We start from the raw sequence: 20782 nt of genomic DNA, 5'->3' as shown, positions 1-20782 counted from the left end.
CTAAGCCGGGTCAGGGCCCCCTCGGGGGGCAGCGGGCACACGCAGTGAGCGAGCGTGGGGGTCAAAAAGTTTTACTCGTAGCCGAAGGATTTGACCCGGGCCTCATCGTCGGCCCAGCCGGACTTGACCTTGACCCAGACTTCGAGGAACACCTTGGCATTGAGCAGCTTTTCGAGCTCCTGACGGGTTTCGGTGGAGATGCGCTTGAGGCGCTCGCCGCCCTGACCGATCACCATGGCCTTGTGACCGTCGCGCTCGACCACGATGGTGGCTGCAATGCGCATGAAGCGACCGAACTTGGGGCTGGGCTCTTCCTCGAACTTATCGATGACAACTGTCGAGGTATAGGGCAGCTCGTCGCCCGTGAAGCGGAACAGCTTCTCGCGCAGAGTCTCGGAAGCCAGGAATTTCTCGCTGCGGTCGGTCAGTTCGTCCTCGCCGTAGAACCAGGGCTGCTGCGGCAGGTATTTGGCGCAAATGCCATACAGGCGCTCGATATCCTTTTTGTTCTTGGCCGACATGGGTACGAACTCGGCAAAAGGATGGCGCTCCTGCATGTCGCGCAGCCAGGGCGCTATCTCGGCACGGCGACCCACGGTGTCGAGCTTGTTGGCGATCAAGAGCGTGGGAATGCCGGGCTTGAACAGGCTCAGCACCTTGGCATCGGCCAGCGTGAAGCTGCCGGCCTCCACCACGAACAGGATCAGGTCCACATCGCCGATCGCGCCCATCACGGTCTTGTTGAGCGACTTGTTCAGGGCAGTGGAATGCTTGGTCTGGAAGCCGGGGGTATCGACAAAGACGAACTGGGTCTCGTCCTTGGTGCGGATGCCGGTAATCCGGTGGCGCGTGGTCTGGGCCTTGCGCGAAGTAATGGAGATCTTCTGGCCCACCAGCGCGTTCATCAGCGTGGACTTGCCCACATTGGGCTTGCCGACGATGGCGATCAGGCCGCAGCGCTGCTCTTCGGGCGCGTAGACGCGGGCCGGAGCCTCCTCTTCCTGGTCGCGGATGGCAGTCGGCGTGCTACCGGGCTTGGCAGCGGCCAGCATGGCGCTGATGTAGTCCAGGCTCGGGTCGCTGATATCGGTAGTAACAGACTTGGGACCTTTTGGGCCCTTGGCTTTTTCTGCACCTGCGGTGCCCGCTATCTTTTTCTTAGCAGCATCGGTCATGGATTTTTGGCTTTCACTTTTTCCAGCAAGGCAGCGGCGGCTGCCTGCTCGCCCATGCGACGGGATGCTCCCGAGCCCTGGGCGCTGATATTCCATTCGGCAATCGTGCACTCGACCTTGAAGGTCTGCTTGTGCGCCGCGCCACTGATTTCCACCACATGGTATTGCGGCAGCTTCATGCGCTTGCCCTGTAGCAATTCCTGCAGTGCGGTCTTGGGGTCTTTGTCCGCCGCACGCATATGGGGGTTGATGTCCACGCCCTCGAAGAGGTGGTGGACGACTTTCTCGCCTGCGGCAAAGCCGGCATCGAGGTAGACGGCACCGATCAGCGCTTCCACGGCATCGGCCAGGATGGAGGGACGCTGCTTGCCACCGGACTTGGCCTCACCTTCGCCCAGACGCAGCAGATCAGGCAGCTGCAACTTCAGCGCAATCTTGTGCAGCGTGCCTTCCTTGACGAGATTGGCCCGAACGCGCGAGAGATCGCCTTCGGGCATGGAGGCCAGCTTGGCATAGAGCAAGCTGGAGATGGCCAGACTCAGCACCGAGTCGCCCAGAAACTCCAGTCGCTCGTTGTTGTCGGCCGAAAAGCTGCGGTGCGTGATGGCACGCTGCAGCAGCGCCGGGTTGGCAAATTGATGTTGCAGCCTTTGCTGCAGAGCGACTAGAGCAGGTTCCACCTGAAAGGTCTATTTCTTGAAACGGTAAACAAGGTAGGCAGGGCCTGCCAGATGAATCTCACGGGAATACTCGAAGCCCACGACGATCTTGTCGTTGACCTTGGTCACGTTCAGATCGTTGCCGGAGATGGACTTGAAGTCGTCAATGGAGGCCGAACGATCGAAGCTGGCCTTGACTTCGGCAACGGTACTGCCTTCAGCGGCGGCCTTGTTGGCCGCCTTGGTGATGGCCTGGTACTCCAGGAAGACGGGCACCGATTGTGCGCCAATTGCGGCAACCGCCACGATGATGGCCACGAGAAACACCAGACCGATGAAGGACAGACCACGCTGCCTGGAGCGCGATGCCAGATTTTTCATGCTTTTCCCCTCTCAAGCCGGGCATGTTCCTGCCCGTGTATCCCAGAAAAATGACGAAACGATTGCCGATGCTCAGTGGAAACGGCCGATACGGCTCAGATCACCGAAGTTCATCCAGACAAAAAAGGCCTTGCCCACGATGTTCTGGTCCGGCACAAAGCCCCAGTAGCGCGAATCCAGCGAGTTGTCGCGGTTGTCGCCCATCATGAAGTAATAGCCTTCGGGCACCTTGCAGGTCACGCCTTCCACGCTGTAGCGGCAGTTTTCCTTGTACTCGAAGTTGCTCGCCCCCTGGATGAAGGCCGGCACATCGTTGTTGACGATGGAGCGGTGCGGCTGCTCGCCCAGGGTTTCCTCGAACTGCTTGAAGTAACGCATCACGTCACGGTCCAGAAAGTCCGGCAGCTCGCGGGTGGGCAGCTCCTTGCCGTTGATGCTCAGGCGCTTGTTGATATAGGCCACCTCATCGCCGGGCACGCCCACCACACGCTTGATGTAGTCCAGCGTGGGCTGGGGGGGGTAGCGGAACACCATCACATCGCCGCGCTGGGGCTTGTTGCCTTCGGTGATCTTCTTGTTGATCACGGGCAGGCGGATGCCGTAGGTGAACTTGTTGACCAGGATCAGGTCGCCCACCATCAGCGTCGGAATCATGGAGCCCGAGGGAATCTTGAACGGCTCGAACAGAAAGGAGCGCAGCACGAAGACGATGGCGATCACCGGGAACAGACCGGCGGTCCAATCCAGCCACCAGGGTTGCATGAGAATGCGACCTTTGGCGTCTTCGGAGACTTCGATGTCGGTCTTGGCAATGCCCATGCGGTCCAGCTCGGCGCGGCGCTCGACCGCTGCCTGTTCCAGCGCAGCCGCAGCCGCGCGGCGTCGAGGCCAGAAGTAAAAGCGCTCGGCCAGCCAGTACACCCCGGTCACCACGGTTGCCAGAAACAGCAGCAGTGCGAAGTTGCCTTCGATGGAGCCGGTGTACCAGGCCGCGATATAGCCTACAAAGGCCGCCAGGATGGCGGCCGTGATCCACTGCATGACTTGCATCAATCCTCCACTTGCAGAATGGCCAGGAAGGCTTCCTGCGGCACTTCCACCGAACCGATCTGCTTCATACGCTTCTTGCCGGCCTTCTGCTTCTCGAGCAGCTTGCGCTTACGCGTGATGTCGCCGCCATAGCACTTGGCCAGCACGTTCTTGCGCATGGCCTTGACGGTCTCGCGCGCAATGATGTTGGCGCCGATCGCGGCCTGAATGGCCACATCGAACATCTGGCGGCTGATGATCTCGCGCATCTTGGCCACCACGGCACGGCCGCGGTAAACGGACTGCGAACGGTGCACGATGATGGACAGCGCATCGACCTTCTCGCCGTTGAGCAGAATGTCGACCTTCACCACGTCAGATGCGCGATATTCCTTGAACTCATAGTCCATGGAGGCGTAGCCGCGCGAGACGCTCTTGAGCTTGTCGAAGAAGTCCAGCACGATTTCGCCCAGAGGCATCTCGTAGGTCAGCATGACCTGACGGCCGTGGTATTGCATATTCATCTGCACACCACGCTTCTGGTTGGCCAGCGTCATCACCGGACCCACATAGTCTTGCGGCATGTAGAGGTGCACGGTCACGATGGGCTCGCGGATCTCCTGGATGCGGCCGATGTCGGGCATCTTGGAAGGATTTTCCACGTCGATCAGTTCACCATCGCCCTTGATCACCTGGTAGACCACGCTGGGGGCCGTGGTGATCAGATCCTGGTCGAACTCACGCTCCAGGCGCTCCTGCACAATTTCCATGTGCAGCAGACCCAGGAAGCCGCAGCGGAAGCCAAAGCCCAGAGCCTGCGAGACTTCGGGCTCGAACTGCAGCGCCGCATCGTTGAGCTGCAGCTTTTCCAGCGCATCACGCAACTGGTCGTATTCAGAGGCTTCGGTGGGGTACAGACCCGCGAAAACCTGGGGCTTGACTTCCTTGAAGCCCGGCAGAGGCTTCTCGGCAGGACCCAGGTTGTTGGGCAGCTTTTTTTCCAGCGTGATGGTGTCGCCCACCTTGGCGGCCTTCAACTCCTTGATGCCGGCAATGATGTAACCCACCTCGCCGGCCCTGAGCATGTCGCGTGGCTGGTTGGCCGGGGTGAACACGCCGATGTTGTTGGCTTCATAGGCAGCGCCGCTGGCCATCATCTTGAAGCGCTCATTCTTCTTGAGCTCGCCATCGACCACGCGCACCAGCATCACGACGCCCACATAGGGGTCGAACCAGCTGTCCACGATCATGGCACGCAGCGGGCCATCGGGATTGCCCTTGGGGGCCGGCACCTTGGCCACGATGGCTTCCAGGATCTCGTCGATGCCCATGCCGGTCTTGGCCGAACAGGGAATGGCATCGCTGGCATCGATACCGATCACGTCCTCGATCTCGGCCTTGGCGTTCTCCGGGTCGGCCTGAGGCAGGTCCATCTTGTTGAGGACGGCGAATACCTCCACGCCCAGGTCCAGCGCGGTGTAGCAGTTGGCCACGGTCTGGGCTTCCACGCCCTGGGAGGCATCGACCACCAGCAGACCGCCTTCGCAGGCCGACAGCGAGCGCGAGACTTCGTAGGAGAAGTCCACGTGGCCGGGGGTGTCGATCAGGTTCAGGTTGTAGACCTTGCCATCCTTGGCCTTGTACTGCAGGGCGGCGGTCTGGGCCTTGATGGTGATGCCGCGCTCTTTCTCGATGTCCATCGAGTCCAGCACCTGGGCTTCCATATCGCGGTCGGCAAGGCCTCCGCAGCGCTGGATCAGGCGGTCCGCCAGAGTGGACTTGCCATGGTCAATGTGCGCAATGATGGAGAAATTACGGATGTGATTCATCAACGAGAAAGACAGCTTTGGAATTGAAAAAAGTGGCCTGCAGCAGCAAGAAAAAAGGGCGCGTCCCTCAAGCGGCGCGCCCTTAACCAACAATCTCTGGCAACTGCGATAGTTGGGACTTTATTGTAGGCAAAACTGGCCGCAAGCCAAGACCCAGCAAGGCTTGACAAGTTTCGGTTTGTGATTTTCGAATTCATTTATCAACAAATTATCCACAAACCAGAAAACACCGTTTAGCCATCAGCAGCCGGAGATTGCAAAGGCTTTTGCACCGCTTGAAAACCGCCTGTCAGCGTGATTTTTTGCGTCCAACCACCATGCATTTGCGTGGGATTCTACCCAATGGCATAGGGGCACTGACAGGCTGAGGGCTTGTTGTCATTTCAGATCACGAAATGGCACCAAGCCCATGCAGGCTTTTCGCCACATTTATTTGGCAGGGCGAATCAGCACATACTGCGCCCAGTCACCACGGCGCACCAGCACATTGACGGGTTTGGACTTGTCGGCCTTGGCCCAGGCAGCCTCGAAGCTCTTGAGATCGGAGACTTCCACATTCGCCAATTGCAGAATCACATCGCCTTCACGCAGGCCGGCACGGGCTGCGGCATCCACCGCAGCCGACACGCGCACGCCGCCCTTGATGGCCAGCTCCTTCTTCTGTGCAGACGTCAGCTCGCTCAGCGTCAGGCCCAGAGCCTTGTTCTCCAGCGTACCGGATGGAGTCTTGCCTGCACCACTGTTGCCTGCCTTGGTCTTGGCAGATTCGTCGGAAGGTACTTCGGCAATCACCATGCTCAGTTCCTTGAGCTTGCCGCGGCGCAGCACGGTAATGGTGCTCTTGGTGCCAGGCTTGGTATTGCCCACGAGACGCGGCAGATCGGAGACCTTCTCGATGGCCTTGCCATCGAACTTGGTGATCACGTCGCCCGCCTCCACGCCGGCCTTTGCGGCAGGCGAGTCCGGCTCGACGGCCGACACCAGAGCGCCCTCGGGCTTGCCAAGGCCGATCGACTCGGCCACATCCTTGGTCACGGGGCCGATCTGCACACCGATACGGCCGCGCGTGACCTTGCCGGTGGCACGCAGCTGATCGCTGACACGGATCGCTTCATCCACGGGAATTGCAAAGCTGATGCCCATGAAGCCGCCCGAGCGCGAGTAGATCTGGCTGTTGATCCCCACCACCTCGCCGCGCATATTGATCAGCGGACCGCCCGAGTTGCCAGGATTGATGGCCACATCGGTCTGGATGAAGGGCAGATAGTCGCCGGTATCGCGCTGCTTGGCCGAGACAATGCCGGCTGTGACCGAATTTTCGAGTCCGAAGGGCGAGCCAATCGCCATGACCCACTCGCCCACGCGCAGCTTGCTCACATCGCCGATCTTGACTGCGGGGAGCCCTTTGGCATCGATCTTGACGACAGCCACATCGGTGCGCTTGTCCGCGCCGACTATTTTTGCCTTGAACTCGCGCTTGTCCGTCAGCGTGACAATGACTTCATCGGCACCATCGACCACATGGGCATTGGTCATCACATAGCCGTCAGCCGTGAGGATGAAGCCCGATCCCACGCCACGTGGCTGCTCTTCCTCGGACTGACCGCCCTTGGGCGAGCGCTGACGCGGCACATTGGGCACGGGAAGGCCGAAGCGGCGGAAGAACTCCAGCATGTCTTCATCCATGCCCAGAGCTTCGGCGCTGTTGTTGGAGACCTTCTCCAGCGTACGGATGTTGACCACCGAAGGCCCGACCTGATCGACAAGATCCGTGAAGTCCGGCAGCCCGCGCGCCGTTGCAGCACTTTGGGCATGAGCAGCAGTAACCGGCAGCATGCCTCCTGCGGCCAGGGCCGCGATCGCCATCGAACTGGCAATGGCTGTAGCCGAAACACGGGATTTGAGCGTCATCCAGGATGGTGTGCGCATCGTTTTTATTCCTTGTTCGAGTCGTCGGACAGAACGGGCCGCCAAATCAGACCCATGAGAGAAAACAGGTGAGAGCATTGAAGCGCATTCTGGCAAAAGCCGCCATCAACTGAAAGCGCTCCGGTCCGTGAAATCGGGCGCAGATCAAACAGTATCTGCACCTAACTGATCCTAAATCAATAGCTGCGTACGAAAGCTGCATAAAAGCTTAGGCCTGAAAACCCTGCATTTCAGGCCTAAGACTGCTGTGCGGAGAAGCATCAATGACGGGTAGCCGTGGCAAAGCTTGCATTGCGCAAAAAGCTGGCAGGCATCTGCAGATTGGGCACGCTGCTTTGCTGGGGGTGAGAAGCCAGCAACTCGTCCAGACGCGGATCACGCAGCATCACGGTCTGGCCGTTGGGACCAGCAACTGCCACCACGGTGGAGGACTGGGCTTCCGAACCCAGAGGCATGGCGGTCTCTTCACCGCCCGAAACGGGCTGGCTCAAGCCCAATGATGCGGCAGGCGCAGCGGCCACTACGACATTCGGGCTGAGAACAGCGAGCTGCGCCCCACCCTGGCGACCGTACAGCCCCCCCGAGCCCGCGATCATGACCCCCCAGCCAACGGCGGCCACGGCAGCAACCGAGGCAAAGCCGGCAGCCATTTTCCAGCGAAAGACCGATGCATTGGCCGCCTGACGTGCAGGCAGGCTGACCACGGTTGCGCCGTTGCCCAGCGCCTGGCCTCGCTCCTCGGCAGCTGTGATCTGCTCCAGACCGCCCAAGCTCAATGAGCTGGCCGCATCTGCGGTCACACCGGGCAGATGAATGCCGCGGATCGGCTCGCGCTCCATATGGGCGCGCACGCCGCTCAAAATATCGTGCTGACTGTGATGTGCCAACTCGGGAGAACGCAGCACATCGCCAATCAGGTGGTACATGGCCCAGGACTGCTGGCCTTCGTCGCTTTCCGCATAGGAGAGCACAGCCTGCATCTGGACCGAGGAAGCCTCGCCATCCACCAGTGCCGACAACTGTTCCTGCTTGATCAGATCGTCATTCATGAAGTTCACCTGCTCGTCTTGCCTGTACTACCAACGCTTTCCACCCTGGCGCTCCAGCAAGGGCTTGACCCTGGCCGAAATCGCCTCGCGTGCCCGAAAGATGCGCGAGCGCACCGTGCCTATGGGACAGTCCATCGCCTGCGCGATTTCCTCATAGCTGAGCCCCTCGATTTCACGCAGCGTGACCGCCTGGCGCAAATCCTCGGGCAAAGCCTCCATGGCGGCATTGACGGCTTCGGCAATTTCACGCGCCGCCAACACTGTTTCCGGGGTTTCCTGAGTCGTTAGTTCCTGTCTGTGAACAGAAGTTTCATTCTCATCGTCCCCAGTGTGTAACGCGCTCTCCGTCATCACCGGCGAGCGATGCATTTCCATCAAGGCCTTCTTGGCCGTATTGACGGCAATGCGGTACAGCCAGGTGTAGAACTGTGCCTCGCCTCGGAACTGGTGCAAGGCCTTGTAGGCGCGAATGAAGGTTTCCTGCGTGATGTCAGGCACCAGATCGACATCGCGCACCATGCGACCCACCAGACGTTCGATGCGACGCTGGTATTTGATGACCAGCAACTCAAAAGCCCGTGTGTCGCCAGCATTGGCTCGTTCGACCAGAGCCAGATCGCTGTCGGCAGAGGGAGTGGGAAAATCGGGAGGTGTCATGAAAGGCCAAGCGGCGTGCTGCCATAACCGGCGAGGGCCTAGCCCTGCTCTGCCAGCGGCACGATGGAGGAATATACCGCACGCCGCAAGTCTCCCCACTGCTCGGGGCTGTGTCGTTGAGACAGGAAAATCCATAGCAGCTTGCGCCTGCCGCCCTTGGCCCTGAACACCAAAACATCCGAAACACTGATCCAAAGCCAGCTGCCACCATCAAGTCCCACCGCCAGCCGCACAGGAAGTGACCGAGCGGTTGACAGGTTTTCGGCTTCCAGCAACCAATACTCTCCATTCCAGAGCAGATGTCCTTGCGGCCAGTTGCGCCACTGTTCGCAAAGCAGCACGGCTGCCAGGATCGAGGCCGGTAAAGCCAACAGCACCTGCAACCAGCCCGACTGGACTTGCAGGCACCATACCAGCAGAGCCATCAGCAAGACCATCCCGGTCAGCAGCAGCAGTCCTCCGGCCCAGCCAGGCCGGACGAAGATATAGGCAACGGCTGGAGCATGGTAGCGGGCACTCATGGGCCGACCATGTGCGAAAAACCGGCTGCCGCAAAGCTAGGGAAAGCACGATCAAGCCGCACATAGAACAAAGCCCGCAAGGCCTGGGCCAGTGCGGGCTTGTGCAGAAGCTGCTCGAAGCGACTTAGACGCGCTTGAAGACCAGGGTACCGTTGGTGCCACCGAAACCGAAGTTGTTCTTCACTGCAACTTCCAGCTTGGCGTCACGCGCCGTGTTGGCGCAATAGTCCAGATCGCACTCGGGATCCTGATTCACCAGATTGATGGTCGGAGGAATCTTCTGGTCGTGCAGTGCCAGCACGGTGAACACGCTCTCGATGCCGCCAGCGCCGCCCAGCAGGTGGCCGGTCATGGACTTGGTCGAGCTGACCACCAGCTTGCTGGCATGCTCGCCCATGGCCGCCTTGATGGCGTTGGACTCATTGATATCGCCCAGCGGGGTCGAGGTGCCGTGCGCATTCAGGTAGTTGACCTGATCCTGGTTCACACCGGCGTTGCGCAGAGCATTGAGCATGGCGCGGCGCGGGCCGTCCATGTTGGGAGCCGTCATGTGACCGGCATCGGCACTCATGCCAAAGCCTGCCAGCTCCGCGTAAATCTTGGCGCCACGGGCCTTGGCGTGTTCGTACTCTTCGAGCACCAGCACACCGGCACCTTCGCCGAGGACAAAGCCGTCACGGTCCTTGTCCCAGGGGCGCGAGGCAGCCTTGGGGTCGTCGTTGCGCGTGGACAGCGCACGCATGGCAGCAAAGCCGCCGACACCCAGAGGCGAAACAGTGGCTTCCGTGCCACCGGCCACGACGATGTCTGCATCGCCGTATTCGATCATGCGTCCTGCTTCGCCGATGCAGTGCAGGCCTGTGGTGCAGGCTGTCACTATCGACAGATTCGGCCCCTTGAAGCCGAAGCGCATGGACACATGCCCCGCCACCATATTGATGATGGAAGCAGGCACGAAGAACGGCGTGATGCGGCGCGGACCGCGGGCAGCCAGTTCTGCGTGGGTGTTCTCGATCAGCGGCAGGCCGCCGATGCCCGAGCCGATCACGCAGGCAATGCGCGTGGCCAGGTCTTCGGACAGGGCTTCGCCTGTGGGCAGGCCTGCGTCTCGAATGGCTTGCTCCGCAGCCGCAATGCCGTAATGAATGAAGCTATCCATGGAGCGCGCATCCTTGGCGCTCATGTACTTCTCCACCTCAAATCCCTTGACCTCACCTGCAATCTTGCAGGAGAAGTTCGACGCATCGAACTTGGTGATGAGGTCAATACCGGACTGGCCGGCCAAAAGATTGGCCCAGGCTTCGCCCACCGTGTTACCCACGGGGGAGATGCAGCCCAGACCGGTCACGACAACGCGACGACGGCTCATGCGTTCAAACCTTTAACTGATCGCTGAAAAAAGACCTTAGGCCTTTTGGTGGGTATTGGCGTAGTCGATGGCGTTTTGCACCGTCGTGATCTTCTCTGCGTCTTCGTCAGGGATCTCGATGCCGAATTCATCTTCCAGGGCCATCACCAGTTCCACTGTGTCCAGGGAGTCAGCGCCCAGGTCAGCCACGAAGGCCTTTTCGTTGGTCACTTGGGACTCTTCAACGCCGAGTTGTTCGGCAATGATTTTTTTGACACGTGCTTCGATATCGCTCATGGTTTCCCTCAGGGGGTTGTGAATGAACCCGCGATTCTAGCCGTTTCGGGAGAAGCCCCTTGGCGGCTGGCCGTCGCGAGGAAACGGCCACTGAACTTGCAAAAGTGTTCAGCTTCTGGCAGCAAGTGCGGCAAACACCGCGCAAACTGCCGAAATTTCTTACATGTACATGCCGCCGTTGACGTGCAGTTCCTGCCCCGTCACATAGCCAGCCCCGGCAGAAGCCAGATAGGCCACGGCATGCGCGATGTCGCTGGGCTGACCCAGATCACCCATGGCGATCTGTGCCTTGAGCGCAGCCTTTTGCGCCTCTGGCAGATCTGCCGTCATGTCCGTGGCGATGAAGCCTGGGGCCACACAGTTCACGGTGATGCCGCGGCTGCCCAACTCCTTGGCCAGAGCACGGGTCATGCCAGCCACGCCAGCCTTGGCTGCAGCGTAGTTGGCCTGACCGGCATTGCCCGAGGCACCGACCACGCTGGTGATGCTGATGATGCGGCCGAAACGCTGCTTCATCATGGGACGAATAGCCGCACGGCTGACTCGGAAAACAGCCTTCAGATTGGTGTCGGTGACGGCATCCCAATCGTCATCCTTCATGCGCATCGCCAGGGTATCGCGGGTAATACCTGCGTTGTTGACCAGCACATGGAGGCCGCCGTCATTCTTGACGATGGAGTCGATCAGGGCATCCACGGCAGCGCCGTCGGTCACGTTCAGCGTGACACCACGGCCACCGAAGGCGGACAGAGCCTGGCTGATCTTTTCAGCACCAGCATCCGATGTGGCCGTGCCAATCACTTGATAGCCCTTGGAGGCCAGCTCCTGCGCGATGGCGGCACCAATGCCACGGGTGGCACCGGTGACCAGGGCAACCTGGGGCTTGGTCTGGTTATCAGTCATGCGAGCAATTCTTTCACGTCAGCCAGGGTGGCTGTATCAAACAGGGGAACACCCGTCAGGTCGGCGTCAATACGCTTGACCATGCCGGCCAGCACCTTGCCGGGTCCACATTCCACGATATGGGTCACGCCGCGAGCCTTGATGGCCTGCACGCACTCCACCCAACGCACCGGACCAAAGGCCTGACGATACAGGGCATCGCGAATCGCATCAGCGTCCGTCTGGACGGTGACGTCGATATTGTTGATGACGGGAATCAGAGGAGTAGCCAGCGTCAGCTCGGCCAGCGCGGCCTTGAGCTTTTCTGCAGCAGGCTTCATCAGGCTGGAGTGGAAAGGTGCGGAGACCGGCAGAGGCAGGGCGCGCTTGGCACCGGCCGCCTTGACCGCTTCACAGGCCTTCTCCACGGCCAACTTGCTGCCGGCGATCACGGTCTGACCGGGATCGTTGAAGTTCACGGCTTCCACCACTTCGGCACCGCACAGCTGGGCCGTCACTTCGGCGCAGACCGCCTTGACCTTTTCGGCATCCAGGGCTAGCACGGCCGCCATGCCACCCGTGCCAACGGGCACGGCATCCTGCATGGCTGCGGCACGCAGACGCACCAGCGGAGCTGCCTGAGCCAGCGTCAGCACGCCGGAAGCGACCAGCGCTGAGTATTCACCCAGGGAGTGACCGGCCACGGCATCTGGCAGTGCACCGCCTTCTGCCTGCCAGACACGCCAGGCCGCAACACCGGCAACCAGCATCACGGGCTGGGTATTGGTGGTCAGCGCCAGAGCTTCCTTGGGGCCTTGCTTGATCAGCAGGCCCACATCCTCGCCCAGAGCCTCGGAGGCTTCGGCCACGGTCTGAGCCACGACGGGATGATCCCCCCAGCCATCCAGCATGCCCACGGACTGCGAACCCTGGCCAGGAAATACAAATGCGAATTTCTTCATATTTCTTAGTATAAAAATTGCCTGAAACGCTTATTTATATTGCGTCTACAGCTACATCTTAAGGAGCACCGCACCCCAGGTGAAGCCGCCGCCTACCCCTTCGAGCAGCACGGTCTGGCCTTTTTTGACCTGTCCGCTGCGCACGCCGTGATCGAGTGCCAGAGGAATCGAAGCCGCCGAGGTGTTGCCATGCTGATCGACGGTCACCACCACCTTGTCCATGGACAGCTTGAGCTTGCGCGCCGTGCTTTGCATGATGCGGATATTGGCCTGGTGCGGGATCAGCCAATCGATGTCGGCATCCGTCAGACCTGCCTTTTCCAGCGCGGAGCGAGCCGCCTTGTCCAGCACGCTCACTGCCAGCTTGAAGACAGCCTGACCGTCCATCTTGAGCAAGGGGTCGCCCAGCACATTGCCGCCGGAGACATTGCCCGGCACGCAGAGAATGCCCACATGGCTGCCATCGGCATGCAGCTCGGTAGCCAGAATGCCAGGCTCGTCGGAAGCCTCCAGCACCACGGCGCCTGCGCCATCACCGAACAGCACGCAGGTCGTGCGGTCGTTGAAATCCAGGATACGGCTGAAGACTTCGGAGCCCACCACCAGCACGCGCTTGGCAGCGCCGGTCTGGATCATGGAATCGGCCACCGTCAGGGCATAGACGAAACCGCTGCACACGGCCTGCACATCGAAGGCCGGGCAGCCATTGCTGATGCCCAGCTTGTGCTGCAGGATGGCGGCCGTCGAGGGAAACACCATGTCCGGAGTGGACGTGGCGACAATGATCAGATCGATATCCGAAGCCTCGATGCCTGCGGCCTCGATGGCCTTGCGACTGGCCTCAAGAGCCAGGTCGCTGCTGGTCACATCGGGCTCGGCGAAGTGGCGGGCACGAATGCCCGTGCGCTCGACGATCCACTCGTCCGAGGTTTCCAGGCCGCGCTGAGCCAACTCGGCTGCGAGGTCGTTATTGGTCAGGCGGCGGGGCGGCAGGTAACTGCCGGTGCCAATGATGCGTGCGTAGCGTCTCATGTCTTCTATCAGGGCGCCGAAGTTCCAGATTCCGTCTGCGCTGCCAGCAGCAAAGGTGCGGCAGCAGCAATACGGCTGCGGACACGGTCAAGCAGGTTGTTGCGTGCCGCATCATACGCGCGGTTCAAAGCATGCTCGAATGCCATTGCATCAGCCGAGCCATGGCTTTTGAAGACCAGCCCGCGCAGACCCAGCAAGGCAGCGCCGTTGTAACGACGATGATCAACACGCTTCATAAGCGCAGATAGCACCGGATAGGCAATGATGGCGGCAATCTTGGTGAAGATGTTGCGCTTGAACTCTTCCTTGAGAATCCCCGAGATCATCGAGGCAACCCCCTCGGTGGTCTTGAGTGCAACGTTACCAACGAAACCATCGCACACGACAATGTCCACCACACCCTTGAAGGTGTCGTTGCCTTCCACATTTCCGTAGAAATTAAGGTTGCCCGCATCGCCTGCAGCGCGCAGCAACTCGCCGGCACGCTTGATGACTTCGCTGCCCTTGATCAGCTCTTCACCGATATTGAGCAGACCGACGCTGGGCGCCTCGGTGTTCTTGAGTGCTGACACCAAGGCCGAGCCCATGACCGCAAACTGCAGCAGATGCTCTGCCGTGCAGTCCACATTGGCCCCCAGGTCCAGCATTGTGGTGTCACTGCCCTTGGCATTGGGCAAGCCGAAGGCAATCGCGGGACGATCGATGCCATCCAGAGTCTTGAGCAGATAGCGCGAGATCGCCATCAGCGCCCCGGTATTGCCGGCGGACACAGCCGCCTGAGCCGCACCATTCTTGACCTGCTGCACGGCCACGCGCATGGACGAGTCCTTTTTCTTGCGCAGAGCTATTTCCACGGGATCATCCATGCTCACCACCTCCGTGGCGGGAACAATGGTCACGCGCTCATGCTTGAAGCCGGCCAACTCCTCGGCCTTGCCGACCAGCAGCAGATGCGCATCGGGGTGTGAATTCAGAAACTGACGGCACGCGGCCAGCGTGACGCGGGGGCCATGATCGCCCCCCATGCAGTCAACAGCCAAATTAATCATGGGCGACTGACAAATCCAATTAGGCTTGGGATGATGAATTGAAGGATCCGAGGACCACAACAGAAGCTATTTGCAAAACCAGCATTGAGATTTTGCAGCCATGCCCGTCATGACAGGCTTTGCAAATATCTCCCATAAAAACAAAAGCCTGTTGCTACAAAAAATGTAGCAACAGGCTTTGCGAATGCAGTCGTCGCTTAGGCTTCGGACTTGTTCTTCAGCACTTGACGGCCACGGTACACGCCGTTGGGGCTGATGTGGTGGCGCAGGTGTGTCTCGCCGGTAGTGGCTTCGACAGCGATGCCAGGCACATTCAGTGCGTTGTGCGAACGGTGCATGCCGCGCTTGGAGGGAGACTTCTTGTTTTGCTGAACAGCCATGATGGCTCCTGTGTATCTTGAAAGGGTTGGTAACACGACTTACACAGCAAGACCGGGCAAAAAACTCTGCCTTTCGACGCACCCTCCGAGAGTGAGAGTGCGCCCTTGTCCGTGCAAGTCCTAAAAAAACGCGATCAGCCCATTAAAGACACGAGGGGGTTTCGCGCGAAGCTCACGATTATAGCGCAAACGCTTTTCGCGGCCCAGGCAAAATCAAATCCCCACCGTGCTATGGGATGGATCAGTCGGCAGACTTGCCTACATTGAGAGATTGCAGCACGGCAAAAGGGTTTTCCTTTTGCTCATTGGCCTGCTCGAAGGCGTCATCGCTGACCTCCAGCTTGACGGGGACCGGGCAGACCTCATGGCGAGGCACTACAGGCACTTCCATCAGCAACTCGTCCTCGATCAACTCCAGCAGATTGAACTCGCTGCTCAATGCCAGCACATCCTCATCGCTGTCGTCATCTTCCAGTTCTGCCGTCGCTTCGTCCGGAACGAAGCGAAATGACCGATCCACGTAAAGGGGAATATCGGCCTCAGTCAGGCAGCGCTGACAGGTCAGCGGCAAAGCCACCTCGGCACTCAGATGCAGCCACACATGGCCGCTGCCGCCTTTTTGCTCCACCAGCTCGCCTTCGGCTTCCCAGCGCACCAGGGGTTGCTCGCCGGTAATCGCCAACGCATCGGCCGCCAGACGCTTGAAGTCCGACAATGGTGCCTGACCATGCAGATGACCTTCAGCCTGCGCGAAAGCACGCACGTCCAGCCGGGTCGCAGAAAAATCCTTGCTCATGCAGCCAGTGTAAGAGAATCCCGCAATGCCCGACTTATTGATTGCCGGACGACTTGAGCGTCCATTGATTCTTGGCTCCACCTCGCGCTACCGCCGTGAGCTGCTCAGCCGCCTGCAACTGCCGTTCGAGACGGTGTCTCCAGAAGTGGATGAAACCCCGCTCAGCGACGAAACGCCCCACGATCTGAGTCTGCGCCTGGCCATAGCCAAGGCACAGGCCGTGGCCCAGTTGCACCCCGGCGCCATTGTGATCGGCTCCGACCAGGTGCCCGAGCTCGATGGCCAGCCCCTGTCCAAGCCCGGCACCCACGAGCGCGCCACCGAACAGCTGCGCCAGATGAGCGGCCGCCAGATGAATTTCCACACCGGCGTCTGCGTGAGCTGTGCCGAAACCGGCTTCACGGAATCCAGCGTGGTCACGGTGCAAGTGCGCTTTCGCGAACTGAACGACCTTGAGATCGAGCGCTATCTGCGCGCCGAGCAGCCCTATGACTGCGCAGGCTCGGCCAAGAGCGAAGGCCTGGGCATCGCCCTGCTGGATGCCATCGTCAGCGACGACCCCACGGCACTGATAGGCCTGCCGCTGATCCGCACCTGCCAGTTGCTGCGTGCCGCAGGAGTGGTTCTGCCATGAGCGAAACATCGAAAAGCAAAGCGGGCACCCTTTATCTGGTACCTGCTCCGCTCGATTTCGGCTGCGAAAGCCAGACCGCTTTGACCGAGGTGCTGCCCGAGGGCACGCTGCGCCGCGCCGCCTCCCTGACTCACTGGATCAGCGAAAACGCCAAAACCGCACGCGCCTATCTCAAGCGCATCGATGCCTTGTTTCCGCTGGCTGCTCCGTTGCAGGCCCAGAACATTGTCGAGTTGCCACGTGAAGCCCATAAAAAAGGCGACCATGGCAACAAGGGCGCGGCCGTCTTCGACCCCAAGCCCCTGCTGGCAGCGGCCCTAGCCGGACAGGACATGGGTTTGATCAGCGAGGCGGGCATGCCCGCCGTGGCAGACCCCGGCAGCTCCATCGTGCGTGCCGCCCATGACCTGGGCATTCGCGTCGTGCCGCTGACGGGACCGGTGTCGCTGCTGCTGGGCCTGGCAGCCAGCGGCCTCAACGGCCAGAATTTCGCCTTTGTCGGCTATGTGCCTCAGGATGGCTCCGAGCGCACGGCCCGCATCAAGGAGCTGGAGAGCCTGGCCCTGCGTCACGGCCAGACCCAGCAGTTCATCGAGACCCCTTACCGCAATGCCGCCCTCTGGCAGGCATTGCTGCAAACCTTGCAACCGAATACCAGGCTGGCCCTGGCCAGCGGATTGACGCTGGAGACAGCACGCATTGAAAGCCATCTGGTGCGCGAATGGCGCCAGCGCAACGCGCCTCCCGACAACCGTACGCCGGTGGTGTTTGCCATAGGCCGTTGAGCGCCAAGAAACAAAAAAGCCTGCGGCCAATACCGCAGGCTTTTTTGATAGCAACCAGTGCCTATCCAGAAAGGTCCAGCAGCCTTCTGATGCTTGATCAGCGAATGCTTGGCACCAAGCCGCGCATGGCTTTGACCGATCCCTCGCCGATGGCGGCGCCAAAGCGCTTGGCCAGGCGCTCGGCCACATTATCACGGCGAGTGTAGTCGATGACTTCCTCGGCCTTGACCACCTCACGCGCTACATAATCGAGGCTGCCCAGCTTGTCGGCAAGACCCAGCTCCACGGCTTGCTGGCCGGTCCAAAACAGTCCGCTGAACATCTCGGGGGTTTCATGCAGACGGTCGCCACGGCCGGCCTTGACCACGCCGATGAACTGCTGGTGAATCTGCTCCAGCATCTGCAGCGCAAATTCCTTTTGCTGCGCCGACATGGGGCTGAACGGATCGAGAAAGCCCTTGTTCTCGCCAGCCGTCAGCAGGCGGCGCTCCACGCCCACCTTGTCCATCACACCGGTGAAGCCGAAGCCGTCCATGAGCACGCCGATGCTGCCCACGATGCTGGCCTTGTCGACGAAGATTTCGTCGGCCGCCGCCGCGATGTAGTAGGCCGCCGAGGCGCAGGACTCCTCGACCACTGCATACAGAGGCTTGTTGTACTTGGCCTTGAGACGCGTCATCTCGTCGTTGATGATGCCTGCCTGCACGGGGCTGCCTCCGGGCGAGTTGATCAGCAGCACCACGGCGCGCGAGCCCGAATCTTCAAAGGCGCTGCGCATGGCCGCCACCACGAACTCGGCACTGGCGTCCGCTCCCGAGGCAATCTCGCCCTTGATCTCCACCACCGCGGTATGGGGCGAGGTGCTGGTCTTGGTGGCCGTATCCTTGAAGAACACCGCCCACAGCACCAGCAGCACCACCACGGACCACAGCAGACGGCTGAAAAAGCGCCAACGTCGTGCTGCTCGCTGTTCTTTGATGGAGGCAAACACCAGCTTTTCCAGCACATCGCGCTCCCAGCCCCCGTTCCCGGAGGCCTTGGCCGCAGCGGCGGGCGCCTCAGCGGACGCAGCAGACGCCTTGGACCAGAGGTCCGCGCCCGGCGTCACATGCGACTGGGAATCATGGTTGTCAGGAGTACTCATCTCAAAACTTCAGAGGTTTCAGGTGTGGCCCAGTATGCCAGCGCACCAAGCCGCCGCTTTCGCTCAAGGCGATTTTTACCAACCCACCGCGGCAAGGACCGCCTGCACAGGCGCCGCTGTCAGGTTCGTAGGCAGCTCCGTGGGTAGAACACAACAGCCAGCGACCGGAATCGTCAAAAAACTGACCTTCCTGGTAGTCCATTTCCATGGGGATATGGCTGCAGCGATTCAGATAGGCATGAACCTGCCCCTGGTAGCGGATGGCAAACGCGCGGCTGCTCTGACCGGCATACAGCACATCAAAGCTCACCGCCCGGCCGCCGTCGACCAGATCCGCACTGGCGCACAGCTCCACGGCATCTGTCATATCTGGCTTCACGCGTTGGCCAGCAGCCAGGCCCGCAGCTGCATCGCGGAATCGGCCACGAACAGCGGATTGAACTGGGCGAAGCCGTCGGGTGCATGGGCACCATAGGACACCCCCACACTGGCACAGCCGGCATTCTGCGCCATCTGCAAATCGTGCGTGGTGTCGCCAATCATCAGCGTACGCTCGGGTTCCACGCCGAATTCGGCCATCAGCTCGTGCAGCATCAGCGGACTGGGCTTGCCGGCGGTCTCGTCGGCCGTGCGCGAACCGTCGAACAATCCCTTGAGCTGCGGGTCCTGCAGCGCATGGTTGAGCCCCATGCGGCTCTTGCCCGTGGCCACGCTCAGCCAGTGGCCGCGCTCGCGCAGCTCGGCAAGCAGCGGCAGTATGCCGTCAAACACGCAGATATCGTCCTGATGCTTGAAGAAGTGAAAGCGATAGCGATTGGCCAGCTCAGGATATTTCTCGGGCGGCACATCGGGTGCCGCGCGGGCCAGGGCCGGCATCAACGCCATGCCGATCACATAGGCAGCCTGCTCGTCGCTGGGCACGGTGCCGCCCACATCACGCACAGCCTCCTGGATGCTGCGACTGATGATGGCCGTGGAGTCCGCCACCGTGCCATCCCAGTCGAATGCAATCAGATCGAAGCGGCGTGGTCGCCGGGCGCTATGGTTTTCAGTAGTCATGAAGCCTAGTCAGTTCACAAAGTCCGCCAGCTCAGGCGGCAGCTCGGCACGCAGTTCGACACGCTCGCCGCTGGCGGGATGATTGAACTGTAGCCGCCAGGCGTGCAGAAACATGCGCTTGAGGCCCTGCTTTTGCACACGACGGTTGAGATCAAAATCACCATATTTGTCATCGCCCACGATGGGATGCCCCTGCGAGGACAGATGCACGCGGATCTGGTGGGTGCGACCTGTCTTGATGGTCACCTCCAGCAGACTCATCGCAGGCAGCCCCTGCAGGGGACGCGGCTCGATCAGCTTTCTGACCTTGACCAGGGTGATGGAGCGCATTCCATCCGGGTCATCGGCCGTGGTCACGCGCACACGGCGCTCGCCATCGGCCTGCAGATACTTGTGCAGCGGCAGATCGATGACCTTCTTGTTGGCCGGCCAGGCACCTTGCACCAATGCCAGATAGGTCTTGCCGGTCTCGCGCTCGCGAAACTGGTCCTGCAGATTGATGAGTGCCGAACGCTTTTTGGCCACCAGCAAAATGCCCGAGGTTTCGCGATCCAGCCGGTGCACCAGCTCAAGAAACTTGGCATCGGGACGCGCCTGGCGCAGTTGCTCGATGACGCCAAAGCTCACGCCCGAGCCTCCATGCACGGCCACGCCGGCAGGCTTGGACAATGCAATCATGTGTTCGTCATCCAACAGGGCGGGAAAGTCCTTAGCCGGCGCCGGGCGCTCCGCTTTTTCAGCCACTTTGTCGGAAATCCGGACCGGGGGAAGGCGCACCACGTCGCCGGGCTGAACCCGGGTCTCGGCGCTCACGCGCCCCTTGTTGATGCGCACCTCACCACTGCGGATGATGCGGTAGACATGGGTCTTGGGCACCCCCTTGAGGTGGCGCATGAGAAAGTTGTCGAGTCGCTGTCCGGCGGAGTCTTCATCGACCTCGATCAGCCGTACCGAGGCCGCGGCCGTATTCTGGGACCGGTCCTGTGCCGGTTTGCCCTCTATAATGTGTTTCACCTGTGCCGAGCTTAGTTGTAAGTGATTGATTCGCATGGAGTTTAGTCCAAACAATCATTTCCCACCGCACAGGCAGGTCGATGCCCGCCAGTTTTGCACACGCAAATTGCAGTCAAGATGAGCTGCAGCAGCCTGTGAGAGCCTGGCAAAGGCTGACGAATTGAAACACTG

23 protein-coding genes are annotated in these 20782 nt (G+C 60.5%); 2 read left to right on the top strand and 21 right to left on the bottom strand.

The features are described from left to right. Nucleotides 1-71: 71 nt before the first annotated feature. The 17 genes from era to AAIL66_RS01035 all read right to left on the bottom strand — a co-directional run bounded on the left by era (nucleotide 72) and on the right by AAIL66_RS01035 (nucleotide 15975). Nucleotides 72-1175: a GTPase Era gene (era, locus tag AAIL66_RS01115; protein ID WP_343495815.1), complete on the bottom strand. Its 1104-nt coding sequence runs from the start codon at nucleotides 1173-1175 to the stop codon at nucleotides 72-74. Further along, nucleotides 1172-1855 carry a ribonuclease III gene (gene rnc / locus AAIL66_RS01110; protein ID WP_003057967.1) on the bottom strand — a complete coding sequence of 228 codons (684 nt, stop codon included), beginning with the start codon at nucleotides 1853-1855 and terminating at the stop codon, nucleotides 1172-1174. Before rnc ends, era begins: the two co-directional genes overlap by 4 nt. Before the next feature lie 9 nt (nucleotides 1856-1864). Then, a complete protein-coding gene (locus AAIL66_RS01105) occupies nucleotides 1865-2215 on the bottom strand; it encodes a DUF4845 domain-containing protein (RefSeq protein ID WP_034378690.1) in 351 nt (116 codons plus the stop codon). A gap of 72 nt (nucleotides 2216-2287) precedes the next feature. After that, nucleotides 2288-3265 carry a signal peptidase I gene (gene lepB / locus AAIL66_RS01100; RefSeq protein WP_253232498.1) on the bottom strand — a complete coding sequence of 326 codons (978 nt, stop codon included), beginning with the start codon at nucleotides 3263-3265 and terminating at the stop codon, nucleotides 2288-2290. Then, nucleotides 3265-5073: a translation elongation factor 4 gene (gene lepA / locus AAIL66_RS01095; RefSeq protein ID WP_003064195.1), complete on the bottom strand. Its 1809-nt coding sequence runs from the start codon at nucleotides 5071-5073 to the stop codon at nucleotides 3265-3267. Before lepA ends, lepB begins: the two co-directional genes overlap by 1 nt. A gap of 429 nt (nucleotides 5074-5502) precedes the next feature. Further along, nucleotides 5503-7002: a DegQ family serine endoprotease gene (locus AAIL66_RS01090; RefSeq protein ID WP_034353363.1), complete on the bottom strand. Its 1500-nt coding sequence runs from the start codon at nucleotides 7000-7002 to the stop codon at nucleotides 5503-5505. A 260-nt stretch (nucleotides 7003-7262) separates the two neighbouring features. Then, the gene (locus AAIL66_RS01085; protein ID WP_059439958.1) at nucleotides 7263-8051 is read right to left on the bottom strand and encodes a sigma-E factor negative regulatory protein; all 789 of its coding nucleotides are present in this window, start codon (nucleotides 8049-8051) and stop codon (nucleotides 7263-7265) included. Nucleotides 8052-8078: 27 nt separating this feature from the next. Continuing rightward, nucleotides 8079-8708, bottom strand: coding sequence for an RNA polymerase sigma factor RpoE (rpoE, locus tag AAIL66_RS01080; RefSeq protein WP_343495814.1), 630 nt, complete (start codon nucleotides 8706-8708; stop codon nucleotides 8079-8081). 38 nt (nucleotides 8709-8746) lie between these two features. After that, on the bottom strand, nucleotides 8747-9229 hold the full coding sequence (locus AAIL66_RS01075) for a hypothetical protein (protein WP_034353360.1): 483 nt from the start codon (nucleotides 9227-9229) through the stop codon (nucleotides 8747-8749). A 124-nt stretch (nucleotides 9230-9353) separates the two neighbouring features. Beyond that, a complete protein-coding gene (fabF, locus tag AAIL66_RS01070) occupies nucleotides 9354-10598 on the bottom strand; it encodes a beta-ketoacyl-ACP synthase II (protein ID WP_034353357.1) in 1245 nt (414 codons plus the stop codon). 36 nt (nucleotides 10599-10634) lie between these two features. Continuing rightward, complete coding sequence (gene acpP / locus AAIL66_RS01065; RefSeq protein ID WP_003058049.1) at nucleotides 10635-10874, bottom strand: acyl carrier protein; 240 nt, start codon at nucleotides 10872-10874, stop codon at nucleotides 10635-10637. Nucleotides 10875-11033: 159 nt separating this feature from the next. Continuing rightward, complete coding sequence (gene fabG, locus AAIL66_RS01060) at nucleotides 11034-11777, bottom strand: 3-oxoacyl-ACP reductase FabG (RefSeq protein WP_003058052.1); 744 nt, start codon at nucleotides 11775-11777, stop codon at nucleotides 11034-11036. Beyond that, a complete protein-coding gene (fabD, locus tag AAIL66_RS01055) occupies nucleotides 11774-12718 on the bottom strand; it encodes an ACP S-malonyltransferase (protein ID WP_343495813.1) in 945 nt (314 codons plus the stop codon). Before fabD ends, fabG begins: the two co-directional genes overlap by 4 nt. Nucleotides 12719-12769: 51 nt before the next feature. Further along, nucleotides 12770-13750: a beta-ketoacyl-ACP synthase III gene (locus tag AAIL66_RS01050; RefSeq protein WP_003064176.1), complete on the bottom strand. Its 981-nt coding sequence runs from the start codon at nucleotides 13748-13750 to the stop codon at nucleotides 12770-12772. Nucleotides 13751-13758: 8 nt separating this feature from the next. Beyond that, entirely contained in the window at nucleotides 13759-14799 is a 1041-nt protein-coding gene (gene plsX / locus AAIL66_RS01045) for a phosphate acyltransferase PlsX (RefSeq protein ID WP_034364877.1), read from the bottom strand. 197 nt (nucleotides 14800-14996) lie between these two features. Then, the gene (gene rpmF, locus AAIL66_RS01040; RefSeq protein ID WP_003058062.1) at nucleotides 14997-15179 is read right to left on the bottom strand and encodes a 50S ribosomal protein L32; all 183 of its coding nucleotides are present in this window, start codon (nucleotides 15177-15179) and stop codon (nucleotides 14997-14999) included. Between the two features lie 241 nt (nucleotides 15180-15420). Beyond that, nucleotides 15421-15975 (bottom strand): YceD family protein, encoded by a 555-nt coding sequence (locus AAIL66_RS01035; protein WP_003064170.1) that lies wholly within the window; start codon nucleotides 15973-15975, stop codon nucleotides 15421-15423. A gap of 25 nt (nucleotides 15976-16000) precedes the next feature. Here AAIL66_RS01035 and AAIL66_RS01030 point away from each other — a divergent pair, with 25 nt between their 5' ends. Together AAIL66_RS01030 and AAIL66_RS01025 are read left to right on the top strand one after the other, a co-directional pair. Further along, nucleotides 16001-16609 carry a Maf family nucleotide pyrophosphatase gene (locus AAIL66_RS01030; protein ID WP_034353342.1) on the top strand — a complete coding sequence of 203 codons (609 nt, stop codon included), beginning with the start codon at nucleotides 16001-16003 and terminating at the stop codon, nucleotides 16607-16609. Beyond that, nucleotides 16606-17394: an SAM-dependent methyltransferase gene (locus AAIL66_RS01025; RefSeq protein WP_034353338.1), complete on the top strand. Its 789-nt coding sequence runs from the start codon at nucleotides 16606-16608 to the stop codon at nucleotides 17392-17394. Before AAIL66_RS01030 ends, AAIL66_RS01025 begins: the two co-directional genes overlap by 4 nt. Before the next feature lie 97 nt (nucleotides 17395-17491). Here the strand turns inward: AAIL66_RS01025 and AAIL66_RS01020 are convergent, their stop codons facing one another. The 4 genes from AAIL66_RS01020 to AAIL66_RS01005 are packed head-to-tail and all read right to left on the bottom strand — an operon-like array spanning nucleotide 17492 to nucleotide 20611. Further along, the gene (locus tag AAIL66_RS01020; protein ID WP_034353335.1) at nucleotides 17492-18538 is read right to left on the bottom strand and encodes a S49 family peptidase; all 1047 of its coding nucleotides are present in this window, start codon (nucleotides 18536-18538) and stop codon (nucleotides 17492-17494) included. Nucleotide 18539: 1 nt separating this feature from the next. Beyond that, complete coding sequence (locus AAIL66_RS01015) at nucleotides 18540-18905, bottom strand: Rieske 2Fe-2S domain-containing protein (protein WP_034353459.1); 366 nt, start codon at nucleotides 18903-18905, stop codon at nucleotides 18540-18542. A gap of 8 nt (nucleotides 18906-18913) precedes the next feature. Beyond that, a complete protein-coding gene (locus tag AAIL66_RS01010) occupies nucleotides 18914-19597 on the bottom strand; it encodes an HAD-IA family hydrolase (RefSeq protein WP_034353332.1) in 684 nt (227 codons plus the stop codon). 9 nt (nucleotides 19598-19606) lie between these two features. Then, entirely contained in the window at nucleotides 19607-20611 is a 1005-nt protein-coding gene (locus AAIL66_RS01005) for an RluA family pseudouridine synthase (RefSeq protein WP_034385443.1), read from the bottom strand. Between the last annotated feature and the right edge of the window lie 171 nt (nucleotides 20612-20782).

This window comes from Comamonas sp. F1-6 (genome assembly GCF_039581415.1).
In the GTDB taxonomy this organism is placed as follows: Bacteria; Pseudomonadota; Gammaproteobacteria; order Burkholderiales; family Burkholderiaceae_C; genus Comamonas; species Comamonas thiooxydans.
The sequence above is the reverse complement of the archived record's forward strand: the minus strand, read 5'-3'. Positions and strand labels throughout refer to the sequence as shown.

Bases quoted from the DNA above. Each gene is read 5' to 3' on its own strand.
- era (WP_343495815.1), bottom strand. From the start codon at position 1,175: ATGACCGATGCTGCTAAGAAAAAGATAGCGGGCACCGCAGGTGCAGAA.
- AAIL66_RS01105 (WP_034378690.1), bottom strand. From the start codon at position 2,215: ATGAAAAATCTGGCATCGCGCTCCAGGCAGCGTGGTCTGTCCTTCATC.
- lepB (WP_253232498.1), bottom strand. From the start codon at position 3,265: ATGCAAGTCATGCAGTGGATCACGGCCGCCATCCTGGCGGCCTTTGTA.
- lepA (WP_003064195.1), bottom strand. From the start codon at position 5,073: ATGAATCACATCCGTAATTTCTCCATCATTGCGCACATTGACCATGGC.
- AAIL66_RS01090 (WP_034353363.1), bottom strand. From the start codon at position 7,002: ATGCGCACACCATCCTGGATGACGCTCAAATCCCGTGTTTCGGCTACA.
- AAIL66_RS01085 (WP_059439958.1), bottom strand. From the start codon at position 8,051: ATGAATGACGATCTGATCAAGCAGGAACAGTTGTCGGCACTGGTGGAT.
- rpoE (WP_343495814.1), bottom strand. From the start codon at position 8,708: ATGACACCTCCCGATTTTCCCACTCCCTCTGCCGACAGCGATCTGGCT.
- AAIL66_RS01075 (WP_034353360.1), bottom strand. From the start codon at position 9,229: ATGAGTGCCCGCTACCATGCTCCAGCCGTTGCCTATATCTTCGTCCGG.
- fabF (WP_034353357.1), bottom strand. From the start codon at position 10,598: ATGAGCCGTCGTCGCGTTGTCGTGACCGGTCTGGGCTGCATCTCCCCC.
- acpP (WP_003058049.1), bottom strand. From the start codon at position 10,874: ATGAGCGATATCGAAGCACGTGTCAAAAAAATCATTGCCGAACAACTC.
- fabG (WP_003058052.1), bottom strand. From the start codon at position 11,777: ATGACTGATAACCAGACCAAGCCCCAGGTTGCCCTGGTCACCGGTGCC.
- fabD (WP_343495813.1), bottom strand. From the start codon at position 12,718: ATGAAGAAATTCGCATTTGTATTTCCTGGCCAGGGTTCGCAGTCCGTG.
- AAIL66_RS01050 (WP_003064176.1), bottom strand. From the start codon at position 13,750: ATGAGACGCTACGCACGCATCATTGGCACCGGCAGTTACCTGCCGCCC.
- plsX (WP_034364877.1), bottom strand. From the start codon at position 14,799: ATGATTAATTTGGCTGTTGACTGCATGGGGGGCGATCATGGCCCCCGC.
- rpmF (WP_003058062.1), bottom strand. From the start codon at position 15,179: ATGGCTGTTCAGCAAAACAAGAAGTCTCCCTCCAAGCGCGGCATGCAC.
- AAIL66_RS01035 (WP_003064170.1), bottom strand. From the start codon at position 15,975: ATGAGCAAGGATTTTTCTGCGACCCGGCTGGACGTGCGTGCTTTCGCG.
- AAIL66_RS01030 (WP_034353342.1), top strand. From the start codon at position 16,001: ATGCCCGACTTATTGATTGCCGGACGACTTGAGCGTCCATTGATTCTT.
- AAIL66_RS01025 (WP_034353338.1), top strand. From the start codon at position 16,606: ATGAGCGAAACATCGAAAAGCAAAGCGGGCACCCTTTATCTGGTACCT.
- AAIL66_RS01020 (WP_034353335.1), bottom strand. From the start codon at position 18,538: ATGAGTACTCCTGACAACCATGATTCCCAGTCGCATGTGACGCCGGGC.
- AAIL66_RS01015 (WP_034353459.1), bottom strand. From the start codon at position 18,905: ATGACAGATGCCGTGGAGCTGTGCGCCAGTGCGGATCTGGTCGACGGC.
- AAIL66_RS01010 (WP_034353332.1), bottom strand. From the start codon at position 19,597: ATGACTACTGAAAACCATAGCGCCCGGCGACCACGCCGCTTCGATCTG.